The sequence below is a fragment of the Pantoea sp. YR525 genome (genome assembly GCF_900116775.1).
Lineage (GTDB): Bacteria > Pseudomonadota > Gammaproteobacteria > Enterobacterales > Enterobacteriaceae > Pantoea > Pantoea symbiotica.
Window position 1 is genome coordinate 373555 of sequence record NZ_FPBU01000006.1, and the last position, 18771, is coordinate 392325.

Annotated in this window: 18 protein-coding genes; 11 read left to right on the top strand and 7 right to left on the bottom strand. The window is 55.9% G+C overall.

Annotation, left to right across the window (positions count from 1 at the left end; all coding sequences use genetic code 11):
• Nucleotides 1-37: 37 nt before the first annotated feature.
• Nucleotides 38-979: a sugar phosphate isomerase/epimerase family protein gene (locus BM323_RS14835; protein ID WP_008108028.1), complete on the bottom strand. Its 942-nt coding sequence runs from the start codon at nt 977-979 to the stop codon at nt 38-40.
• An 8-nt stretch (nt 980-987) separates the two neighbouring features.
• Nucleotides 988-2166 carry a Gfo/Idh/MocA family protein gene (locus BM323_RS14840; RefSeq protein WP_008108027.1) on the bottom strand — a complete coding sequence of 393 codons (1179 nt, stop codon included), beginning with the start codon at nt 2164-2166 and terminating at the stop codon, nt 988-990.
• Between the two features lie 405 nt (nt 2167-2571).
• Here BM323_RS14840 and BM323_RS14845 point away from each other — a divergent pair, with 405 nt between their 5' ends.
• From BM323_RS14845 to BM323_RS14865, 5 genes are all read left to right on the top strand, one after another.
• Nucleotides 2572-3585 (top strand): LacI family DNA-binding transcriptional regulator, encoded by a 1014-nt coding sequence (locus BM323_RS14845; protein WP_052026014.1) that lies wholly within the window; start codon nt 2572-2574, stop codon nt 3583-3585.
• A 17-nt stretch (nt 3586-3602) separates the two neighbouring features.
• On the top strand, nt 3603-4427 hold the full coding sequence (locus BM323_RS14850) for a sugar phosphate isomerase/epimerase family protein (RefSeq protein ID WP_008108025.1): 825 nt from the start codon (nt 3603-3605) through the stop codon (nt 4425-4427).
• Nucleotides 4428-4672: 245 nt separating this feature from the next.
• Entirely contained in the window at nt 4673-5401 is a 729-nt protein-coding gene (locus BM323_RS14855; protein WP_008108023.1) for a gluconate 2-dehydrogenase subunit 3 family protein, read from the top strand.
• 18 nt (nt 5402-5419) lie between these two features.
• The gene (locus BM323_RS14860) at nt 5420-7189 is read left to right on the top strand and encodes a GMC family oxidoreductase (RefSeq protein WP_008108021.1); all 1770 of its coding nucleotides are present in this window, start codon (nt 5420-5422) and stop codon (nt 7187-7189) included.
• A 2-nt stretch (nt 7190-7191) separates the two neighbouring features.
• A complete protein-coding gene (locus tag BM323_RS14865; RefSeq protein WP_008108019.1) occupies nt 7192-8505 on the top strand; it encodes a cytochrome c in 1314 nt (437 codons plus the stop codon).
• Between the two features lie 121 nt (nt 8506-8626).
• On the opposite strand, the gene BM323_RS14870 is transcribed toward BM323_RS14865, so the two are convergent.
• Both BM323_RS14870 and BM323_RS14875 read right to left on the bottom strand, forming a co-directional pair.
• The gene (locus BM323_RS14870) at nt 8627-9091 is read right to left on the bottom strand and encodes a heme-degrading domain-containing protein (protein ID WP_008108017.1); all 465 of its coding nucleotides are present in this window, start codon (nt 9089-9091) and stop codon (nt 8627-8629) included.
• Nucleotides 9092-9173: 82 nt separating this feature from the next.
• Nucleotides 9174-9524: a cupin domain-containing protein gene (locus BM323_RS14875; protein WP_008108011.1), complete on the bottom strand. Its 351-nt coding sequence runs from the start codon at nt 9522-9524 to the stop codon at nt 9174-9176.
• A gap of 238 nt (nt 9525-9762) precedes the next feature.
• Between BM323_RS14875 and glsB the strand changes: the two genes are divergently transcribed.
• The 3 genes from glsB to BM323_RS14890 all read left to right on the top strand — a co-directional run bounded on the left by glsB (nt 9763) and on the right by BM323_RS14890 (nt 13206).
• Complete coding sequence (gene glsB, locus BM323_RS14880; protein WP_175501710.1) at nt 9763-10686, top strand: glutaminase B; 924 nt, start codon at nt 9763-9765, stop codon at nt 10684-10686.
• A 294-nt stretch (nt 10687-10980) separates the two neighbouring features.
• Complete coding sequence (locus BM323_RS14885; protein ID WP_008108007.1) at nt 10981-11397, top strand: DUF2946 domain-containing protein; 417 nt, start codon at nt 10981-10983, stop codon at nt 11395-11397.
• Nucleotides 11398-11469: 72 nt separating this feature from the next.
• Entirely contained in the window at nt 11470-13206 is a 1737-nt protein-coding gene (locus BM323_RS14890) for a DUF2534 family protein (protein WP_008108005.1), read from the top strand.
• Between the two features lie 48 nt (nt 13207-13254).
• On the opposite strand, the gene BM323_RS14895 is transcribed toward BM323_RS14890, so the two are convergent.
• The 3 genes from BM323_RS14895 to BM323_RS14905 form a co-directional block, all read right to left on the bottom strand.
• Nucleotides 13255-14271 (bottom strand): NADPH-dependent aldehyde reductase Ahr, encoded by a 1017-nt coding sequence (locus tag BM323_RS14895; protein WP_008108003.1) that lies wholly within the window; start codon nt 14269-14271, stop codon nt 13255-13257.
• Nucleotides 14272-14422: 151 nt separating this feature from the next.
• Nucleotides 14423-15439 carry an NADPH-dependent aldehyde reductase Ahr gene (locus BM323_RS14900; protein WP_008108001.1) on the bottom strand — a complete coding sequence of 339 codons (1017 nt, stop codon included), beginning with the start codon at nt 15437-15439 and terminating at the stop codon, nt 14423-14425.
• Between the two features lie 122 nt (nt 15440-15561).
• Nucleotides 15562-15831 carry a hypothetical protein gene (locus BM323_RS14905; protein WP_008107999.1) on the bottom strand — a complete coding sequence of 90 codons (270 nt, stop codon included), beginning with the start codon at nt 15829-15831 and terminating at the stop codon, nt 15562-15564.
• Nucleotides 15832-16111: 280 nt separating this feature from the next.
• Here BM323_RS14905 and BM323_RS14910 point away from each other — a divergent pair, with 280 nt between their 5' ends.
• The 3 genes from BM323_RS14910 to BM323_RS14920 all read left to right on the top strand — a co-directional run bounded on the left by BM323_RS14910 (nt 16112) and on the right by BM323_RS14920 (nt 18466).
• Entirely contained in the window at nt 16112-16672 is a 561-nt protein-coding gene (locus BM323_RS14910; protein ID WP_008107996.1) for a hypothetical protein, read from the top strand.
• A 115-nt stretch (nt 16673-16787) separates the two neighbouring features.
• Complete coding sequence (locus tag BM323_RS14915; protein ID WP_008107994.1) at nt 16788-17711, top strand: extracellular solute-binding protein; 924 nt, start codon at nt 16788-16790, stop codon at nt 17709-17711.
• Nucleotides 17711-18466, top strand: coding sequence for a molybdate ABC transporter permease subunit (locus BM323_RS14920; RefSeq protein ID WP_008107993.1), 756 nt, complete (start codon nt 17711-17713; stop codon nt 18464-18466). The genes BM323_RS14915 and BM323_RS14920 overlap by 1 nt, the downstream gene beginning before the upstream one ends.
• Nucleotides 18467-18771 lie beyond the last annotated feature (305 nt).

An 18771-nucleotide genomic window follows, 5' to 3' on the forward strand; every position in this document is an offset into this window, starting at 1 on the left:
AGAACACGGCGAGCGGTTGCCCGCCGTGGGTTTGACATTACTGGCTAATGGTTTGCTTGAGCGCCGCAATCGAGGAGGTCACGCCCGCTTCCACCGACATGGTGAGATCTTCCATCTCCAGCGATACCCAATCGTTGTAGCCCATCATGCGTACCACCGAGAAGAACTCTTTCCACCACTGCAGATCCTGGCCGCAACCGACGGCAACATAGTTCCACGCGCGATTGGCGACATCTTCCACCGGTTTGGTTTCCAGCAGACCGTTGATGTCCACCAGCCCGCGCTCCAGACGCACATCTTTGCCGTGGCAGTGATGAATCGCCGGGCCAAGCGCGCGCGCAGCGGCAATCGGGTCCGCGCCCATCCACAGCAGGTGGCTGGGATCGAGGTTCAGGCCGACCATATCACCGACCGCGTCGCGTAGACGGAACAAGGTTTCCGGATTCCACACCAGCATCGAACTGAAATTCTCCAGCGCAAACTTCTCCACGCCGCTGTTTTTGGCGCGCTGCACCAGCCCTTGCCAGTAAGGAATCGCTACCTCATTCCACTGATAATCGAGGCAGTTTTTCAGCGTCGGCGGCCAGCTCACGGTGTAAGTGATCCAATTTGGAATGGTGTCGTGCGGACTGGCGGGCGGCAGGCCGCTCATCATCACGATTTTTTTCACGCCCAGTTCACCGGCCAGCGCCAGCGCGTTTTCAGTATCGCGCTTGTGCTTGTTGCCCAGTTCGCCCGGATCGAGCGGATTACCCGACACATTCAGCGCCGCAATCGACATGCCGCGACTCTCCAGCGCCTGCAATACCTGTTGACGCTGTGTGGCACTCGCCAGCAACTCTTCGGTACGCAGATGCGGTGCCGGTGACCAGCCGCCGGTCGTCATCTCAACGCCGTAAACACCCAGTTCCAGCAATTTATCCAGCATCTGTTCAAACGGCAGATGACCCAGGCTATCAGTACAAAACGAAAGTTTCATGGCAATCCTTATTCGTAATTAACCCAGCTCGCGCCGTTGTCCGCAGAACGCACGCAGTTTTCGATCCAGCGCACACCTTCAATCCCAGCGTTGATATCGGGATAGATCAGGTTATCGAGGGTTTTTTGGTCGCCCTGTTGGGTAGCGTGAATGGCAATGGCAAATTTCAGATAGATATTGGCCCAGGATTCCGCCAGACCTTCAGTATGCAGCGCGCCCAAACGTTCATCCGCCAGAGCGCTTTCATGCAGATACGGCATGCCGTGATGCATGATCTGATTCGGTTGGCCCTGCACTTCATATTTCAGCTCGCCTGGGTTGTAGTCGCTCCACTCCAGACTGGCGCGTGAACCAATCACGCGAATGCTTTGGCTGTCCATCGAACCGGCATTGATTGATGAGGCCCACATGCGCCCTACCGCGCCGTTGTCGTAATGCATCAGCACCATGGCGTTATCTTCCAGCGGTGCGCGCGACGGAATAAAGCTCTGGCGATCGCACAGCAGCGATTTCACTTTCAGCTCTGGCAGCACCAGCTGTGAGATGTAGAAGGTGTGCGTAGAGATATCGCCGAGCACAAACGACGGACCGGCAATCTTAGGGTCGACGCGCCATTTTTGCGCTTCGCTGAATTTGTCGGCGCTGTCATTAGCGCTAAAGCCGTGGGTGTATTGCAGCTCCACCATGCGCACATCACCAATTTCGCCATTGGCGATCATCGCCCGCATCTGCATTAGCAGCGGATGGCCAGAGAAACCGTAGGTCACGCCAACGATCAGTCCTTTCGCCGCCGCCAGCGCTTTGATTTCCAACGCTTCTGCGGTGGTGAAGAACAGAGGTTTTTCACAAATCACGTGAATACCGGCATTCAGCGCCGCTTTAGTGATCTCAAAATGGGTACCGTTTGGTGTGGCGATAGATACCACTTCAACGCCATCCTCACGCTTCGCCTCTTCGGCCAGCAGCTGCTGATAAGTGGCGTAGCAGCGATCCGCATCGAGTCCTAAGTTGACGCCGAAATCGCGGCCGCGTTCGGCATCGATATCAAAGGCGCTGGCAACCATCTGATACGCCGTGTTATCACGCAGCGCACCGCAACGATGTTTATAACCAACCTGGCTAAGACGACCGCCGCCGATCATGGCCCAGCGCAGTGGGCGTGGAATACTCTTTTCACCGATGAGCATAACAACTCCTGTTTATTTTGCACCCGAGTGCAAAATGGGTTGAGGTAAGATGTTGGGTATTGTTTTTCTGATATTTTACTTTTTGCTACCGGGTGCAAAATGAGCCACTCAGGTGAGCCTTTAATGATGTTTCTTGCGTTGTGGTGAGCAAAATGTCGGCGAAGACGACTTTTTAGTCAATCTGGCAAAGTGCAAATCAGCGAAAGCGATCACAAAAAGTTAATGAAATGCACCCGATTGCAAAAAACGTTGCAATCGGGTGCAAAGATCAAACATAATCGCAACATCATAAAAACAGAGTTAATTGTCGCGCTTTACGCCAAATGCGTGCGCTTAGGTGTTTATTTTCCGTTGGGTTTCACGTTCAATGCTGGGGGTCTCCGCTTTTTCCCCTATGCAGGTGCTATGAGTAAACCAACCGCAAAATCCCACAAAGCCACCGCCAGCGATGTGGCAAGACTGGCTGGCGTCTCGAAATGGACGGTGTCGCGTGCCTTTACGCCCGGCGCGTCCATTTCCGAGAAAGCGCGCGAACGCGTAATCGCCATTGCCACCGAGTTAGGTTATCGCCCTAACCTGCTGGCGCGCAGCCTGTCACAGAAGAAGACACAGATTATTGGCGTGGTGATCGACGAGCTTAAAAATCCGCACTCGATGCTGATGCTCGACACCGTCACCCGCCAGCTGCAGCAGCGCGGCTACATGGCGCTGCTGCTGAATATTGGTAGCGGTGAAAACTACCGCGCGGTGCTGTCGCTGGCCGATCAGCTGCAGGTCGATGGCATGCTGTTTCTCGGCACGGTGCTGAGTGATGAACTGATCGCCGTGGCGCGTGAAATGCACCACATTCCGCTGGTGCAGGTGTGCCGTAACAATGACGAACCCGGCATTGAAGTGGTCAATGTCGACGGATTGCAGGCGGGTAAACAGCTGGGTGAACTGCTGCTGGCGCAAGGTTATACGCGCATCGGTTACATGATGGGACCGGCCACCAGCAGCCATCACACGCTGCGTTTAGAGGGTTTGCAACTTGCGCTCAACGAAGCCGGCTTAGCGCTGGAAGTGCTGCTCACCGCCGGTGAATACGCCCGCGAACGTAGCTACGAAGTATTGACCGAATATCTCAACGCACAAGCGCCCGATCAGCGAGTTGAAGCGCTGTTTTGTGAAAACGATGTGCTCGCGCTCGGCGCGCTGGCGGCACTGCGCGAAGGTGCAGGCAACAAATTTATGGCGGTGGTGGGTTTCGATGACATCGACGAAGCCAGCTTGCCCGGCTGGCAGCTCACCACTTTCAGCCAACGTATTGATTTGATCGTCACTGAAGCCCTGAACCGGCTGATTGATGAACGTGCCACTCCGGGTGGCGTTTGGTCTCAGGGAGAATTGCGTATTCGACGCTCTCACCTGAAGCCGTGAGGTAACAAGGAGGAGAGATGAAGTTGTCGTTGCATGGCGTGTCTGTTTGGTACAGCAATGCCGTCACTCAGTTACGCATCGCCCATGAGACAGGCTTTAGTGGGCTGGAAATCCTGCCAGAACATCTGTATCGCTATCTGGAAAACGGTGGCAGCTATGCTGCCTACCGCGAGCTGATGGCGAAATACAGCGTCGATATTACCTGTATCAATGCGCTGAAACGCATTGGTCGCCATGAACCGCAAGCACGCGCTGAGCTGCTGCACGAAGCGGAAAAAATCTGCCAGGCTGCGGTGGAACTGCGTTGCCCGGTAGTGCAAATCATGGCGCTGACCGAACTCGATCACCTTTCCGCAGCCGAACGTGATGCCATCCTGCTGGAGAATATCTCCGCCATCGCCGATATCGGCGCACCGCACGGCATCAAATTCCAGATTGAAGTCGTCGCCTTCACCGCGTTCAATTCGCTGCAACACGCGCTTGACCTGATTAAACAGAGCGGCAAAGACAACCTCGGCGTGGTGGTGGATTTCTGGCACCTGCATGCTGGCGGCGGCACCACGCCTGCCGAAGTGGCGCGCATGGATAAAGATCTGATTTACGGCGTGCATTTCTGCGATGGTCGCGCAGCTAAACCGGGCGAAGCCTGGGATGAGTGGGTACAACGCGACTATGCGCCGGGCGAAGGCGATGTCGATATTGCCGCCTGGGTGGCTGCGGTGAAAGCCACCGGCTACGACGGCGTTTGGTCGCCGGAGCTGTTAAGTCCGCAAAACTGGGAAGACGATCTGTGGGATATTTCCCGTCACTGCTATGAAGATATGAATAAATATATTCATTAACATAAAGGGCGCCCGATAAACGGGTTTCCCGCGCATACGGTCACCATAAATGGCGACCCTACAACATATTCCGTAGGGTCGCCATTTATGGCGACCGTATTTTAACCTACCTCTGAAAAAAATAATAACGAACGCAGATTCGTCGCTAGCGCCTGCGCGCTATTTAGCGCGATGTCATTGCGTCTGAAATTTAAAACGTCGTGCTCTGTCAATATTCATTTCTTGAAGATTAAGGGATAAGAAGTATGAACCGAAGAGAAGCGCTCTTTTCGCTCAGTGGAATTGTGGCATCCCTCGCCGTCGCGCCGCAACTGCGGGCGAAAGAGCTGCACAATGTACCGCTGGAAACCAAACTCAGCCCCGATCACCTGCCGCAACCCGCATGGCAAGACGGTTATCAGGTGCTCACTAATCCGCTGGATCGCCAGAATCTGGCCGCCATTTTTGATCGTCTGATCCCCGCCGATGATCTTGGCCCATCCGCCAGTGAAGCTGGCGCGATTGAGTTCCTCGATAACCAGTTAGCCGGGGATTATGGCTCCGGCGCGGCGCTCTATTTGCAGGCACCGCTGCATCCGGAAAATGAAGCGGCGTTGATGGGCAGCCCGCAATTTCTCACGCCACCGAAAGCGCGCTATTTAACCGGCTTAAGCGCGCTGGAAAAGTGGGCGCAGCAACAGCATCAGGCTTCATTGCATACCTTATCAGCTGAACAGATCGATATATTCCTGACGGCAATGGAAGACGGCAAGATCGATTTAGGAAAAGACGTGAATAGTCAGGCGCTGTTTGAATTAATGCTGCAAAACGCGCGTGAAAGCTATTTAGCGGATCCGATTTATGGCGGAAATAAAAATATGGTGGGCTGGAAAATGATCGGTTTTCCTGGCGCACGTTATGACTATCGCCCTTATATCGAACGCCGCAACGAAAATCTGGCGCTTATTCCCGTCAGCCTAATTCCTAACGATTAAATAGCCGGAGCTGAGTCAATGTCATTAGTTAGAAATAAAGCTGACGTGGTCATCGTCGGCTTAGGTTGGGCCGGTTCGGTGATGGCGGAAGAGCTAACCCGCGCGGGACTCAACGTGGTCGCCATTGAGCGCGGAGCCTGGCGCGATACCTCGACCGATTTTCCGGTCGCCATTGATGCCGATGAACTGCGTTTCCACACGCGCCGCAAAATCCTGCAACCGATGAGCGTGGAAACCACTACCTTCCGCAACCGCAGCGATCAGCTGGCGGCACCGGTGCGTAACTGGTCGGCGTTTCAGTTTGGCTGGAACGTGGGCGGTGCCGGCACGCACTGGGCGGGCATGTCATGGCGCTTTACCCCGTGGGATTTTGAAGTGGCGAAGCAAACCCGTGAACGCTACGGCGCGAAGAAGATGCAGGGTTTACAACTGCAGGATTGGGGAGTGACCTACGCCGAAATGGCGCCGTTCTACGATCGCTTCGAGCGCATCGCGGGGACTTCCGGCATCGCGGGTAATCTCAATGGTCAGCCGCAAAAAGGCGGCAATATTTTCGAAGGCCCGCGTTCGCGCGACTATCCTACCCCGCCGCTGAAAGATACACATTGGATGAGCAAGTACCGCAAAACCACCGAGAGCATGGGATACCATCCATTCACGGTGCCTGCCGGTAACCTGTCGCAAGCCTATGTGAATCCGCTCGGCGTCAGCATGGGTCCGTGTACGTATTGCGGCTTCTGCGACTTCCACGGCTGCGGCAACTTCTCCAAATCATCGCCGCAAGCCTGCATTCTGCCGGTGCTGATGCGCCGTCCAAACTTCACGCTGCTGACCGAAACTGAAGTGCTGCACGCCGTGAAGCATGACGACGGTAAAACAGTAAAAGGCGTGAAATTCATTACCCAGGATGGCGTGGAAGGTTTCCAGCCGGCGGATATTGTCTGCATCACCGCTTATCAGATGGATAACGTGCGCCTGATGCTGCTCTCCGGCGTGGGCGAGCAATACAATCCGCTGACCGGTCGCGGCACCATTGGCCGTAACTACAACTATCAAACCTGCTCCAGCGTCACCGGCTTCTTCGATAACGAATACATGAATCCGTTCATCGGCGGCGGCGCATTGGCGGTGCAGATTGATGACTTCAACGGCGATAATTTCGACCACAGCGATCTCGATTTCATCGGCGGCGCGGGCATTATGGGCTTCTCCACCAACGGTCGCCCGATTCAGAACATGAACGGCCTGCGTCCCGGCACCAAACGCTGGGGCAGCGAGTGGAAAACGGGCTACAAGCGCGATTACCAAACCGCTGGCACCATCTTCTGCCAGGGTACCTCGATGCCGATGCGCGAAGCCTATCTCGATCTCGATCCCAACTACAAAGACCGTCACGGCCAGCCGCTGATCCGCACTACATTCGACTGGAACCAGAACGATGTGCGCATGGCGAAGTACGTCACCGATCGCGCCATCAACATCATGAAAGAGACCGGCGGCCAGCATATCGTGGTGGATAACCAGGCGGAGAAGAGTTGGAATCCCTACCAGCAGCACAGCTCGCACACTATTGGTGGCGCGGTGATGGGCGCCGATCCCAGCACTTCGGCACTCAATCCGTATCTGCAAAGCTGGGATGCGCACAACCTGTTTGTGGTCGGCGCATCCGCCTTTCCGAACAACGGAGGTTATAACCCCACCATCACCATTGGTGCGCTGGCGGTGCGCGCCGCGCAGGCGATCCACCAGAAGTACATCAATAACCCGGCACCGCTGGTGGGGGCGTAATCATGGCGAAAGCAAAGAAAATTACCTACACGCTCGCCGCGCTGGCGGTAATTGCGGGCATCGCGGCGTCGGGCCGTTTGTGGGTGGTGTTAGACAGCGCGCGCTCCAACGTTGCCGACAACAAGGTGCAGCTGGCCGATTTTCATAGCAACGATGATGCCGCCATCAAACGCGGTGAGTACGTGATGCGACTCGCCGATTGTGCCGCCTGTCACAATGCGGACTTCTCCGGCGGCTACAAAATCGATACGCCCTTTGGCGCGCTGCAGACCTCGAATATTTCGCCAGACCGTGAAACCGGCATCGGTAACATGACCGAGCGCGATTTCTTCAACGCGGTGCGTCAGGGACGCGGCGAACACGGCTTCCTCTATCCAGCGATGCCGTACACCGCTTACACCCAAATGAGCGATGGCGATATGCACGATCTTTGGGCCTACTTCTCGGCGCAAAAACCGGTGCACAACGCCATCGATGAGAATGCGGGCATGAATTTCCCGTATAACATTCGTCTGGCGATGGCGGGCTGGAACCTGTTGTTCTTCGATAACAACGCGTTCAAGCCGCAAACTGCGCAGAATGACGAGTGGAATCGCGGCAAATACATCGTTGATGGTCCGGCGCACTGTAGCGTTTGTCACACCGCGCGCAACGCATTGGGCGGCGAAATCAGCAGCCAGTACCTGCAAGGCGGCAATCTGGGCAGCTGGTACGCGCCGGATATCACGCCAAATCCTCACGCTGGCATTGGCAAGTGGAGCGATGCACAAATCGCTGACTACCTGAAAACCGGCTCTAACGGCGAAAGCGTGGCGGCGGGCCCAATGGCGGAGGCGGTTGAGCACTCCACGCAGTACTTCAACGATCGCGATTTGCACTCTATCGCCACTTATCTGCGCAGCTTACCGGCCTCTTCCACGCCGAAATCCGCCGGGTTTGTGATGGATAAAACGCGTCACGATCAGGCGGCACTGCGCTATGAGGTGGATTGTTCGGCGTGTCACGGGTTGTCGGGTGAAGGTATCACCGGCATGGTACCCGCCTTTGCCGGCAATGGCGCAATGCAGAACGATCCCACCAACATGATTCACTCGCTGCTGGACGGTGCCCGCGCACCGCACACCGAAGGTCGCCCCACATCCGCAGGCATGCCGGCGTTCTCCTGGAAACTTAACGATCAGGAGATGGCGGATGTGCTGAACTACGTGAGGAATTCGTGGGGAAATCAGGCTGCGGAAGTGAAGGCCAGCCAGGTCGCCGATCTGCGCAAAGCCACCGGCGCAGGCGATAAGCTTAAAGTCCCGGCAATGAAATAGCGTTTGTTCCCCGTAGGGTCGCCATTTATGGCGACCTAATCCCAGGTGCGCATGAATGCGCACCCTACGAAATCCCTGTAGGGTCGCCATTCATGGCGACCCTTTTTACAGTTATTCTGGATCAACGCAGCAGCTGAGCAATCCCCCACAACGCCAACGCATGATCGTCTTCGGAGGGTAAACCGCTGATGGTGACTGCGCCGATAATCGCGCCCTGAGAAGTGAGCAGCGGGAAAGAACCACCGTGATCGGTGTAATCTTCCTGGCGAGTGTAACCCTGCTGAGCCATGCGCTCGCCCTTCTGCTCGTTAAAAAGTCCCACATACATAGATGAATGACCGGTCAACAGCACGGTATTGCGCTTGCGACGCATCCATTCCAGGTTTTCTGGGGCGGATCCTGGCAACGCAGCCAGAAACAGCACCTGTCCAAAAGCATAGACTTCGATAGCCACAGGCGCATTGTCTTCACGGGCACGCTGCTGGATGCTTTGGCCAATTTGCCACGCTAAATCGAAATCAAACTGCGGTAAACGATGCTCAGCTTCCTGCTGCAACAGGATTTCAAGGGACGGCAGCGATGACATGATAGGAACCTCTCAATTTGAAATAAATTTTCCATATTTTATAACATGGAAGATATTTTTCGCATGTGATGAGCTTCTCAGTTCAGATTTCGCTAACCGGAATCGCACCGTAATGCACCGCGAGCCACACCGTTGGGCCGCTGCTGTCCGTCCAGTTGACGCGATGGCGGCAGCCTGCGGGAATGTTCACAAAATCGCCGACCCGTAAGATACGCTCCTGCGCTTCTCCTTCCAGCTGCAATCCTGCCGATCCTTGTAAAACCATCACCCATTCACCTTGCGTCTGGCAGTACCAGAAATCCGGCGGACTGGCTTGCCCGGTGGAAACGATGCGTTCGATATGCAGATTGGGCTGCGTCAGCAGCGCTTCAAACGTCTCTGCACTGCCGTTCTGTGCGGCGGCGGGAAAATCGCGAAACAGGTTGGTTATCATCGCGCGGGCTCGACATTTAATGAAATCAGAGCGCACTGTAACGCAGGCTTCACCCAGAAGGCTCACAGAATTTCGCGCCGCCGATTGACGCGCTGCACGCAAATCACCATCATCCTGGCCACGAATGTCCAGACTTGTCAGAGATGTGCGGGTAGGTCGCCATGAATGGTGCCCCTACGAATGCCCGGCGTCAATTTTCGTAGGGTGCGCATTCATGCGCACCAGCAGGAGCGTGAAGGTGTCGGAACTCAGTAATGCATTGCTAGAAGAGATTGTCAGCGAAGTTCGCCCGCTCACCCAACAGGGAAAAGTGGCGGATTATATTCCGGCGCTGGCCGACGTGGATGCCGATCAGCTCGGCATCGCCATTTGCACGCCTGACGGACGCTGTTTTCAGGCGGGCGATGCGGCGACACGCTTCTCCATTCAATCGATCTCCAAAGTGCTGTCGCTCAGCGTGGCGCTCACCTTGTATGAAGATGGTGAAATATGGCAACGCGTCGGCAAAGAGCCGTCCGGCCAGGCGTTCAATTCGCTGGTGCAGCTGGAGCTGGAACAAGGGAAACCGCGCAATCCATTTATCAATGCCGGTGCGCTGGTGATGTGCGATCTGCTGGAAAGCCGCCTGACAGCACCGCGTCAGCGCATGCTGGAAATTGTGCGTCGTCTGGCGCAGCAAAACGACATCAATTACGACCGGGTCGTCGCGCGCTCTGAATACGAACATTCGGCACGCAATGCCGCCATTGCCTGGCTGATGAAATCCTTTGGCAACTTTCATAACGATGTCAGCAAAGTGATGGAAACCTATTTTCACTACTGCTCGTTAGCGATGAGCTGTGAAGAACTGGCGCGCACCTTCCTCTATCTCGCCAATCAGGGCCGCACACAGGATGATGAATCAGCGGTGATCTCGCCGCGCCAGGCACGTCAGGTGAACGCCTTGATGATGACCAGCGGCATGTACGATGGTGCCGGAGAATTCGCCTGGCGCGTGGGTATGCCGGCGAAGTCGGGCGTCGGCGGCGGCATTGTCGCGGTGATCCCCGGCGACATGAGTATCGCAGTCTGGTCGCCCGCGCTGGATCATTCGGGTAACTCCTTAGCAGGTACCGCGCTACTGGAGAAACTGACGGAGCGGCTGGGAAGATCGATTTTTTAAAGCGTCTTCAATCACCGCACAAGCCGTAGCGGCACAATTTATTGTGCGCTTTGTATCCAGGTGCGCATGAATGCGCACCCTACAAAATCCCCTAGGGTCGCCATTCATGGCGACCACGTCATAATGTTTCGACTCTGTTTTTAACAGGTTGCATTAACGTTAACAGTCGCATCTCTTTAAGTGATTATTTTCAAAAGGTGCGAATTTTTCCTTAAATAACCTTAGTTTTTTTAACCCGCCAACGGCATTCGCGTTACACTTCCGCCTCATTTACGGAATCATCCACTAGCAACCATGACGTTTACACATCACTTCCGCCAACGTTTAACTGCCTGCGTCGCCATTGTGGCGGTGCTGCTGCTGTTCGTCGCGCCAATTGTGTCGAAAACGTTGATGGAGCGTCAAAGCCAGCTGCTGGCGATGCCGCAGCACAGCATGATGGATAGCTCAATGAGCCATCATGAAATGATGATGGCGGATATGTCGATGCCCGGCATGAGCCATCACATGATGGACGATGGCGAGTTTGCCTGCGGCTATTGTGATCTGCTGGTGCATGTCCCGCTGTTAATGTGGGTGTTTATTCCGTTCATCTGGCTGATCATGGTGATCTCGCGCGCCCCGCCGCTGCCCCGCGTGGTTGCGCCGATTGTGCGTCGCTTTAGCAGCATTCATCGTCCGCGCGCCCCGCCTGCACCGCTTTCCTGCTGACCCCATTTATCGCAGCGCACGCTCAGCTTGAGCGATGTGCTAAGACAATTTCTTTTTGGAAGGAAGACGGCTTTGTCTGCTGCTCACTCTGCCACACCGCGCGGCGCGGTGCTTAATTTGCTACGTCGCTTACATTTTTATATTGGTCTGTTTGTCGCCCCGTTCATCTTCGTTGCGGCGCTCAGCGGCACGCTTTACGTGTTGACGCCCCAGTTGGAAAACCTGATTTATGCCGATGCGCTAACTGCTGAACCACTCGGCAACGCGCAGCCACTGTCAGCGCAAATCAGCGCGGCCCGCGCCTATGCGGGAGAGAATCAGCACATCTACGCGGTGCGTCCTGCGCCGGGCGCAACGGATACCACGCGCGTGCAGTTCAGCGATTCCACGCTCGGTGCATCGCTGTCCCGCGCGGTGTTTATCGATCCTTATAGCCTGAAAGTGAAAGGCGATTTGCCGGTTTATGGCACCAGCGGTGTGTTGCCGCTGCGCACCACCATCGACTTATTGCACAGCAGTCTGCTGCTAGGCGATTTCGGTCGCAACTACAGCGAACTGGCGGCGTCCTGGCTGTGGGTAGCCGCGCTGGGCGGCGTGGTGCTGTGGTTGGGGACGCGCCCGAAACGTAAGCTGAAACAGCCGCGCAGCGGTTTCGCCTTCAGCCGCCACTGGCACATTACACTCGGTCTGACGCTGGCAATCGGTTTGGTGTTCTTCTCGGTGACCGGCCTTACGTGGTCGCAGTGGGCAGGCGGCAATATCGATCGCATGCGTACTGAACTGAACTGGTTGACGCCACAGGTGAACACCTCGCTCAACAGCGATGCACCGGCAGCACCGGCCGATCCGCATGCCGAGCATAAGGCGGATATGGATATGTCGGGCATGAGCATGCCGATGTCGTCGATGACTAAACCGGCAGCGGCGCCCGCCAAACCGGTGCGTAATAACGCCGCCGATGCCGACTGGGATCGCGTGCTGCATGCGGCGCGTCAGGATGGACTGAGCGCGGCTAAGCTCGAATTGCGTCAGCCAAAAAGCGCCGAAAAAGCGTGGGCGGTGACGGAAATCGATCGCAGCTGGCCAACGCACGTGGATGCGGTGTCGGTGAATCCGCAGGACTTTAGCGTGGTGGATCACGTCTACTTTGCCAGTTTCCCGCTGGTGGCGAAGCTGACGCGCTGGGGCGTTGATGCGCACATGGGCGTGCTGTTTGGTTTGCCCAATCAGTTGTTGCTGGCGTTCTTTGGCCTCGGTTTGTGCAGCATGATTGTGTTCGGTTATCGCATGTGGTGGATTCGCCAGCCAAAAGATGTGGAAGCGAATCCGGCGCAAACCCTGACTGAAACCTGGATGGCGTTGCCGCATTACGCCAAAGGTGCCTGGTTGATGCTGGCACTGGCGCTGGGTTATGCGCTGCCGGTGATGGGCGCGAGTTTGCTGGCATTCCTGCTGCTGGACATCCTGCGCTGGCGTAAACAGCAACGCGCGCCGCTGGATGAAGCCGCGCTGCTGGCCTCACAGCAATCTCCGCTGGGCATTATCCGCGCGCGATTTGCCGTGAAGCGTAAAGAGATGCGCTACTTCCTGCGCGGTTTGTTTATTCTGGCGCTGATTGTTGGCACGGTGATGAGCAATGCGATTATCGGCGGCGTTATCGATCAATATGGCATTCCGTTCAGCCACTGGTCGCTGACCATGTACATCACGCAAGGCTTTATGATTGCGTTGTACACCACGGTGTTTACCGCACTGACGTCAATTCCGCTGTGGTATTTCTTCCTCGGCGAAAAGGATGATCGAGGCTGATTTCGTAGGGTCGCCATTCATGGCGACCTTATTACCAACCGCACCCTGTTAAAAATCCGCCTTCAACACCACGCGATAGTTCGCTTTCCCGGCGCGCAGATGTTCCAACGCTTCATTCACCTGCGACATCGGGAACGCTTCCACTTGCGGCGCAATATCACTTCGCGACGCCAGCTTCAGCAACGCCCGCAATTGGCCCGGTGAACCGGTTGACGATCCGGTTAACGCGCGGTCGCCGACAATCAAACTAAACGCCGGCACTTCAAACGGCTTCATCACCGCGCCCACTGTGTGGAACGCGCCACGGCGCGCCAGCGCCTGATAGTACGGCTTCCAGTCCAGATCCACCGCCACGGTGCTGATGATCAGATCAAACTGCCCTGCCAGCGCGCTCAGCGCCTGCGGATCGCGGCTGTTTACCACCCGATCGGCGCCCATCGCTTTAATCGAATCGGTTTTCGCGGCAGAAGAACTAAACGCCGTAACGTGCGCACCCATCGCCCGCAGCAGTTTGATCGCCATATGGCCTAAACCACCAATACCGATCACGCCGACGCGGCTGGTGGCGGAGATATTGCGCATTAACAGCGGTTTAAACACGGTAATTCCGCCACACAGTAACGGCCCGGCGGTGGCAATATCCAACGCGTCCGGCAGTGGAATCACCCATTGCCAGTTAGCACGCAGATGGCTGGCAAATCCGCCGTGATTATTGATGGTGGAGGTTTTGCCGTTTTCGCAGTTCACCTGATCGCCTTCGATACAGGCATCGCAGTGCTGGCAGCTTTTCGCCGTCCAGCCAATGCCCACGCGCTGGCCGATGTGCAGCCCTTTGTTTTGCGCCGCATCACCCAAAGCCACCACGCGGCCAATCACTTCGTGACCCGCAATCAGCGGATAGCGTGAACCGCCCCATTCGTTATCGATCATCGACAAATCGGAATGGCAGACGCCGCAATAATCCACCGCGACCTGCACATCTTCAGCGGCCAGTGGACCGGCATCATATTCGTAAGGCACCAGCGCCTCACCCGCTTGCAGAGCGGCATAGCTGGAAATTTTCATTGCTGTCCTCGATTTGGATTGGCTGACAGCAGTTTATCAAAGCGATGCGTAATTATATGCCGAACAATCAGGGGATTAAGATAGTGAATGCTGTTTGGAAGGGAGGTGCGATAGGTAAATCGGTGCGCATTATTGCGCACCGAACAACGTATTAAAAATCTGCTTTCAACACTACGCGGTAATTGGCTTTACCGGCGCGCACATGGTCCAGCGCTTCGTTGATTTTGGACATTGGGAACTCTTCCACCTGCGGCGCGATATCCGCACGCGATGCCAGTTTCATCAGTGAACGCAGCTGGCCTGGTGAACCGGTAGAAGAACCGGTCACCGCGCGATCGCCCATAATCAGGCTGAATGCTGGCACTTCAAACGGCTTCATCACTGCGCCGACGGTGTGGAATTTACCGTGCGGAGCCAGCGCCTGGAAGTACGGTGCCCAGTCGAGATCCACCGCCACCGTGCTGATGATCAAATCAAACTGCCCAGCCAGCGCGTTCAGCGCCTGCGGGTCGCGGCTGTTAACCACGCGGTCCGCGCCCATCGCTTTGATCGACTCGGTTTTGCTGGCGTTCGAGCTGAATGCCGTCACTTCCGCACCCATCGCACGCAGCAATTTAATCGCCATGTGGCCCAGGCCGCCAATGCCGATCACGCCAACGCGGCTGGTTGCGGTGACATGATGCATCAACAGCGGTTTGAATACGGTGATGCCGCCGCACAGCAGCGGGCCTGCAGAGGTGTAATCCATCGCTTCCGGCAGCGGGATCACCCATTGCCAGTCGGCGCGCAGATGGCTGGCAAAACCGCCTTTGTTCATGATGGTTGGCACTGAACCGTTTTCACAGTTGACGTGCTCGCCATTGATACAGGCGTTACAGTGCTGGCAGCTTTTCGCTGTCCAGCCGATGCCCACGCGCTGGCCCACTTTCAAGCCTTTGTTCTGCGCCGCGTCGCCTAAGGCGCTGATGCGACCAATCACTTCGTGGCCGGCAATCACCGGGAACGAGGAGATGCCCCACTCGTTATCAATCATCGACAAATCTGAGTGACAAACACCGCAGTAATCGACCTCAACCTGCACCTCTTCAGCAGCCAGTTCACCAGCTTCGTACTCGTGAGGCACCAGCGCTTCACCCGCGTTCAAGGCGGCATAACTTTTGATTTTCATTACTGTCCTCTGTATCCAGGTTTTTGACAGGGCAAGTCTAGCAGAGCGTGTTTCCCGCTCTTGACCATAAATCCGTCACTTGGCCGCTTTAACGCGTTTAAACCGCTGAAAAGCATCAAGGGTTAAAGCGGATCGTGATTAATCGGCGTGCGATAGGCGACGCGCGCCTCTTCAATCAGTTGGCTGGCAGTTACCGTCGGCGGCAAGCGCGTCAGCACTCTGCTCGCTTGCCAGTAACACAACACCATTAATTCATCGGATTCGCTCTCCGCCATCTCCAACAGCCGCTCGCGCAGAGTGGGAACGTCCAGCGTTTGATGTTCGTCCATTAACTCAGCAATGGTTTCGTTGAGAACCTGATGAATGATTTTCCAGGAGAGATTGGCAAACACATTGAACCTCGATGCTCTTAACGTTTGGCTCCAGGCAAATGAACTAAAAATGCTACAAGTAAGAAGATTGAAACAGGATTAACTATAGCCGCTTATTTTCTGTGCAAAGCCGCTGCGAGCCGAGTTTCTTGTAGCTCGCGGATCTATAAAACGATTTTTCTTTCGCCTCATTTGCAGCAATCGAATGGCTTTGTAACAAAAAAGCACAAGCCCGCACTGGCTGTCCGCGCAGCGCTTTGCCAAAGTAAGGCAACTTTTATCGCTGCAACAGGGAATTACCATGAGCCAATCCACCGCATTACACGCCGATCCGCTGGTTTGGGGCCACGGCCCGAAAGTATTTGAAGTATTTCTGGAACCGACCTGCCCGTTCTCCGTGCGCGCATTCAACAAGCTCGACGCGCTGCTGCAATTAGTGGGTGAAGAGAAGATGACGTTAAAAATCCGTTTGCAATCACAGCCATGGCATATGTATTCCGGTGTGATTGTGCGCTACATCCTTGCCGCCTCAACCTTGCCTGAAGGCAAAGCAGCAGCCAAAAAGGTGCTGCAAGCGGTGGCGGATCATCGTGAAGAGTTTGAGTTTACCGATCACAGCCACGGCCCGAATATGGATGCCACGCCGAATCAGATTCTCGATCGACTGGAGCAGTACAGCGGCGTTAACGCACGGGAACCGTTCCTGCGTGCCGAACTGCAGAATGAGATTAAATGGCACAGCAAATATTCACGGCAAAATGGCATCCACGTTTCACCAACCTTTATTACCAACGGTTTGGTGCAGCTGGATATCGGCAGCGGCGACGAGATTGAATCCTGGGCCAAACGCATTCTTGCCTAAGCGCTTCGGCCCGTTGCGGCGGGCCTTTGGTATGATTTCGCAATAGATTTTCGCTTGCACTGCTTGCCTCAATTCCGATAATCGCTATCTACCTAATTATATAGCGAGAAAGGGAATGCGATTTGCTCACCTCACCGCGCTGCTGCTCACTGCCGGCGCGGGCTTTAGTCTGCATGCACAAGCTGATACCGATATCCGTGTGACCTACGCCGGTTCCATGGGCAAAGTGATGGACCAATCATTAGGTCCAGCTTTTGCTAAACAAAATAACGGCACATATGAAGGTCAGGGCCAGGGCGCTTATGGCATGGCCCGTTTGCTGGCGAGCAAGAAAATCACCGCCGATGTGTTTGTTTCCATCACGCCGGGGCCGATGCAGATCCTGAAAGATGCCGGATTGATTGATGATGCAATTCCGGTGGCGAGCACCAGCATGGTGGTGGCGTATAGCCCAAAAGGAAAATACGCCCAGCAGTTCGCGCAGGCTAACGGCAGCGACGCCAGTTGGCTGAAGGTGCTGGCAACGCCGGGCATTAAGTTTGGTCGCACCGATCCGATCAACGATCCAAAAGGTCAGAACATCATCTTTACCCTGCTACTGGCCGAGAAGTATTACCAGCAGCCGGGCATTGCCGATAAAATTATGGGCGGCTATCAAAATCCGGCACAAACCCATCTGGAAGGCGGCCTGCTAACGCGGCTGGAGAGCGGCCAGGTTGATGCCGCCGCCGGTTACGAGAGCGAAGTGATCTCCGCGCATCTGCCGTATGTGGCACTGCCCGACGAGATTAATCTGAGCAATCCGGCGATGGCGAAGCAGTGGTACGACACGGTGAGTTTCAGCGTGAAAGACAGCGCGGGCAAAGATAAAGTGCTGCACACGCAGCCGCTGGTTTACTATGCCGCGGTGTTGAAAAATGCGCCACACGGCGCCGCAGCCGGCAAAGCCTTTGTCGATTTTATGCTGAGTCAGCCGGGTCAGGCGCTGTTTAAACAGAATGGCTATGCCGCGCCGAAAGGCGGTTCGATCTACCCTTGATGAAAACCCGTCACGCCACCGCGCTGTGGCTGTCACTGCCAGCATTGCTGTTGCTGGCGGTGCCTTTTCTCACGCTGATTGGCGTCACCAACTGGCAGCATCTGCAGCTGGCGTGGGGCGATGGCAATGCTATCGCTACGTCGCTCGGTTTGGGTGTGATCGCGCTGTTGCTGATTTTTGTCAGTGGATTGCCGCTGGCATGGTGGCTGTCGCAGGCGCGCGGTCGGATGCGGTTAATCGTCGAACTGCTGGTGATGATTCCGCTGCTGACGCCGCCGCTGGCGATGGGGATTTTGTTGGTGAGCGCTTACGGGCCGTATAGCTTGCCGGGCGAGTTGCTGGGGAAGTTTGGCTGGACGCTGGTGAATAATCCGGCCGCGTTTATTCTGGCGCAATGGTACGGCGCGTTGCCCTACTTCGTCACCACCGCACGTTCGGCGTTTGCCGGTGTGCCGAAGACGATTCTGGAAGCGGGCCGTACGTTGGGTGCGTCACCGTGGCAACGTTTCTGGCGTTTATCGATCCCGCTAGCTGCGCCTGGACTGGCAACCGCCAGCGCACTGGCGTGGGCGCGTGCCATGGGCGAGTTTGGCATCGTGATGATCTTCGCCTATTTCCCGCAGGGCATGCCGGTTCAGCTTTATAACAACCTGCAAAATAACGGCATCGACGCGGTGTATGTGCTGCTGTGGTTGCTGCTGCTGTTTACCTTGCCGATGCCGCTGATCTGTTTTGCGCTGTCACGCCGCATGTAACCAGGTCGCCATGAATGGCGACCCTACGGGATTTGTAGCGACTGTGAGTCGAAATAATGCAGAGTTGCTGCAGCGCGGGTGTTGAGGCGACATCCCAATCCGCTGAACGAATGAGGGATTCCAGGGCGAGCCGCATGGATGCGGCGAGAGGTGGCGCTGAGCAGGAGCGAATCGACACCGGTCCGTCAGGAATCGCGAATGAGTGAAGGTACCGCGAAGCGGCGGGTTGGGCTGGCGCAGGGCCCGGGAGTGCAGAGGGCGCGGCCATGCACTGAACCCCGGATCCTGGACAAACAATCCAGAAT

Bases quoted from the DNA above. Each gene is read 5' to 3' on its own strand.
- BM323_RS14835 (WP_008108028.1), bottom strand. From the start codon at position 979: ATGAAACTTTCGTTTTGTACTGATAGCCTGGGTCATCTGCCGTTTGAA.
- BM323_RS14840 (WP_008108027.1), bottom strand. From the start codon at position 2,166: ATGCTCATCGGTGAAAAGAGTATTCCACGCCCACTGCGCTGGGCCATG.
- BM323_RS14845 (WP_052026014.1), top strand. From the start codon at position 2,572: ATGAGTAAACCAACCGCAAAATCCCACAAAGCCACCGCCAGCGATGTG.
- BM323_RS14850 (WP_008108025.1), top strand. From the start codon at position 3,603: ATGAAGTTGTCGTTGCATGGCGTGTCTGTTTGGTACAGCAATGCCGTC.
- BM323_RS14855 (WP_008108023.1), top strand. From the start codon at position 4,673: ATGAACCGAAGAGAAGCGCTCTTTTCGCTCAGTGGAATTGTGGCATCC.
- BM323_RS14860 (WP_008108021.1), top strand. From the start codon at position 5,420: ATGTCATTAGTTAGAAATAAAGCTGACGTGGTCATCGTCGGCTTAGGT.
- BM323_RS14865 (WP_008108019.1), top strand. From the start codon at position 7,192: ATGGCGAAAGCAAAGAAAATTACCTACACGCTCGCCGCGCTGGCGGTA.
- BM323_RS14870 (WP_008108017.1), bottom strand. From the start codon at position 9,091: ATGTCATCGCTGCCGTCCCTTGAAATCCTGTTGCAGCAGGAAGCTGAG.
- BM323_RS14875 (WP_008108011.1), bottom strand. From the start codon at position 9,524: ATGATAACCAACCTGTTTCGCGATTTTCCCGCCGCCGCACAGAACGGC.
- BM323_RS14885 (WP_008108007.1), top strand. From the start codon at position 10,981: ATGACGTTTACACATCACTTCCGCCAACGTTTAACTGCCTGCGTCGCC.
- BM323_RS14895 (WP_008108003.1), bottom strand. From the start codon at position 14,271: ATGAAAATTTCCAGCTATGCCGCTCTGCAAGCGGGTGAGGCGCTGGTG.
- BM323_RS14900 (WP_008108001.1), bottom strand. From the start codon at position 15,439: ATGAAAATCAAAAGTTATGCCGCCTTGAACGCGGGTGAAGCGCTGGTG.
- BM323_RS14910 (WP_008107996.1), top strand. From the start codon at position 16,112: ATGAGCCAATCCACCGCATTACACGCCGATCCGCTGGTTTGGGGCCAC.
- BM323_RS14915 (WP_008107994.1), top strand. From the start codon at position 16,788: ATGCGATTTGCTCACCTCACCGCGCTGCTGCTCACTGCCGGCGCGGGC.
- BM323_RS14920 (WP_008107993.1), top strand. From the start codon at position 17,711: ATGAAAACCCGTCACGCCACCGCGCTGTGGCTGTCACTGCCAGCATTG.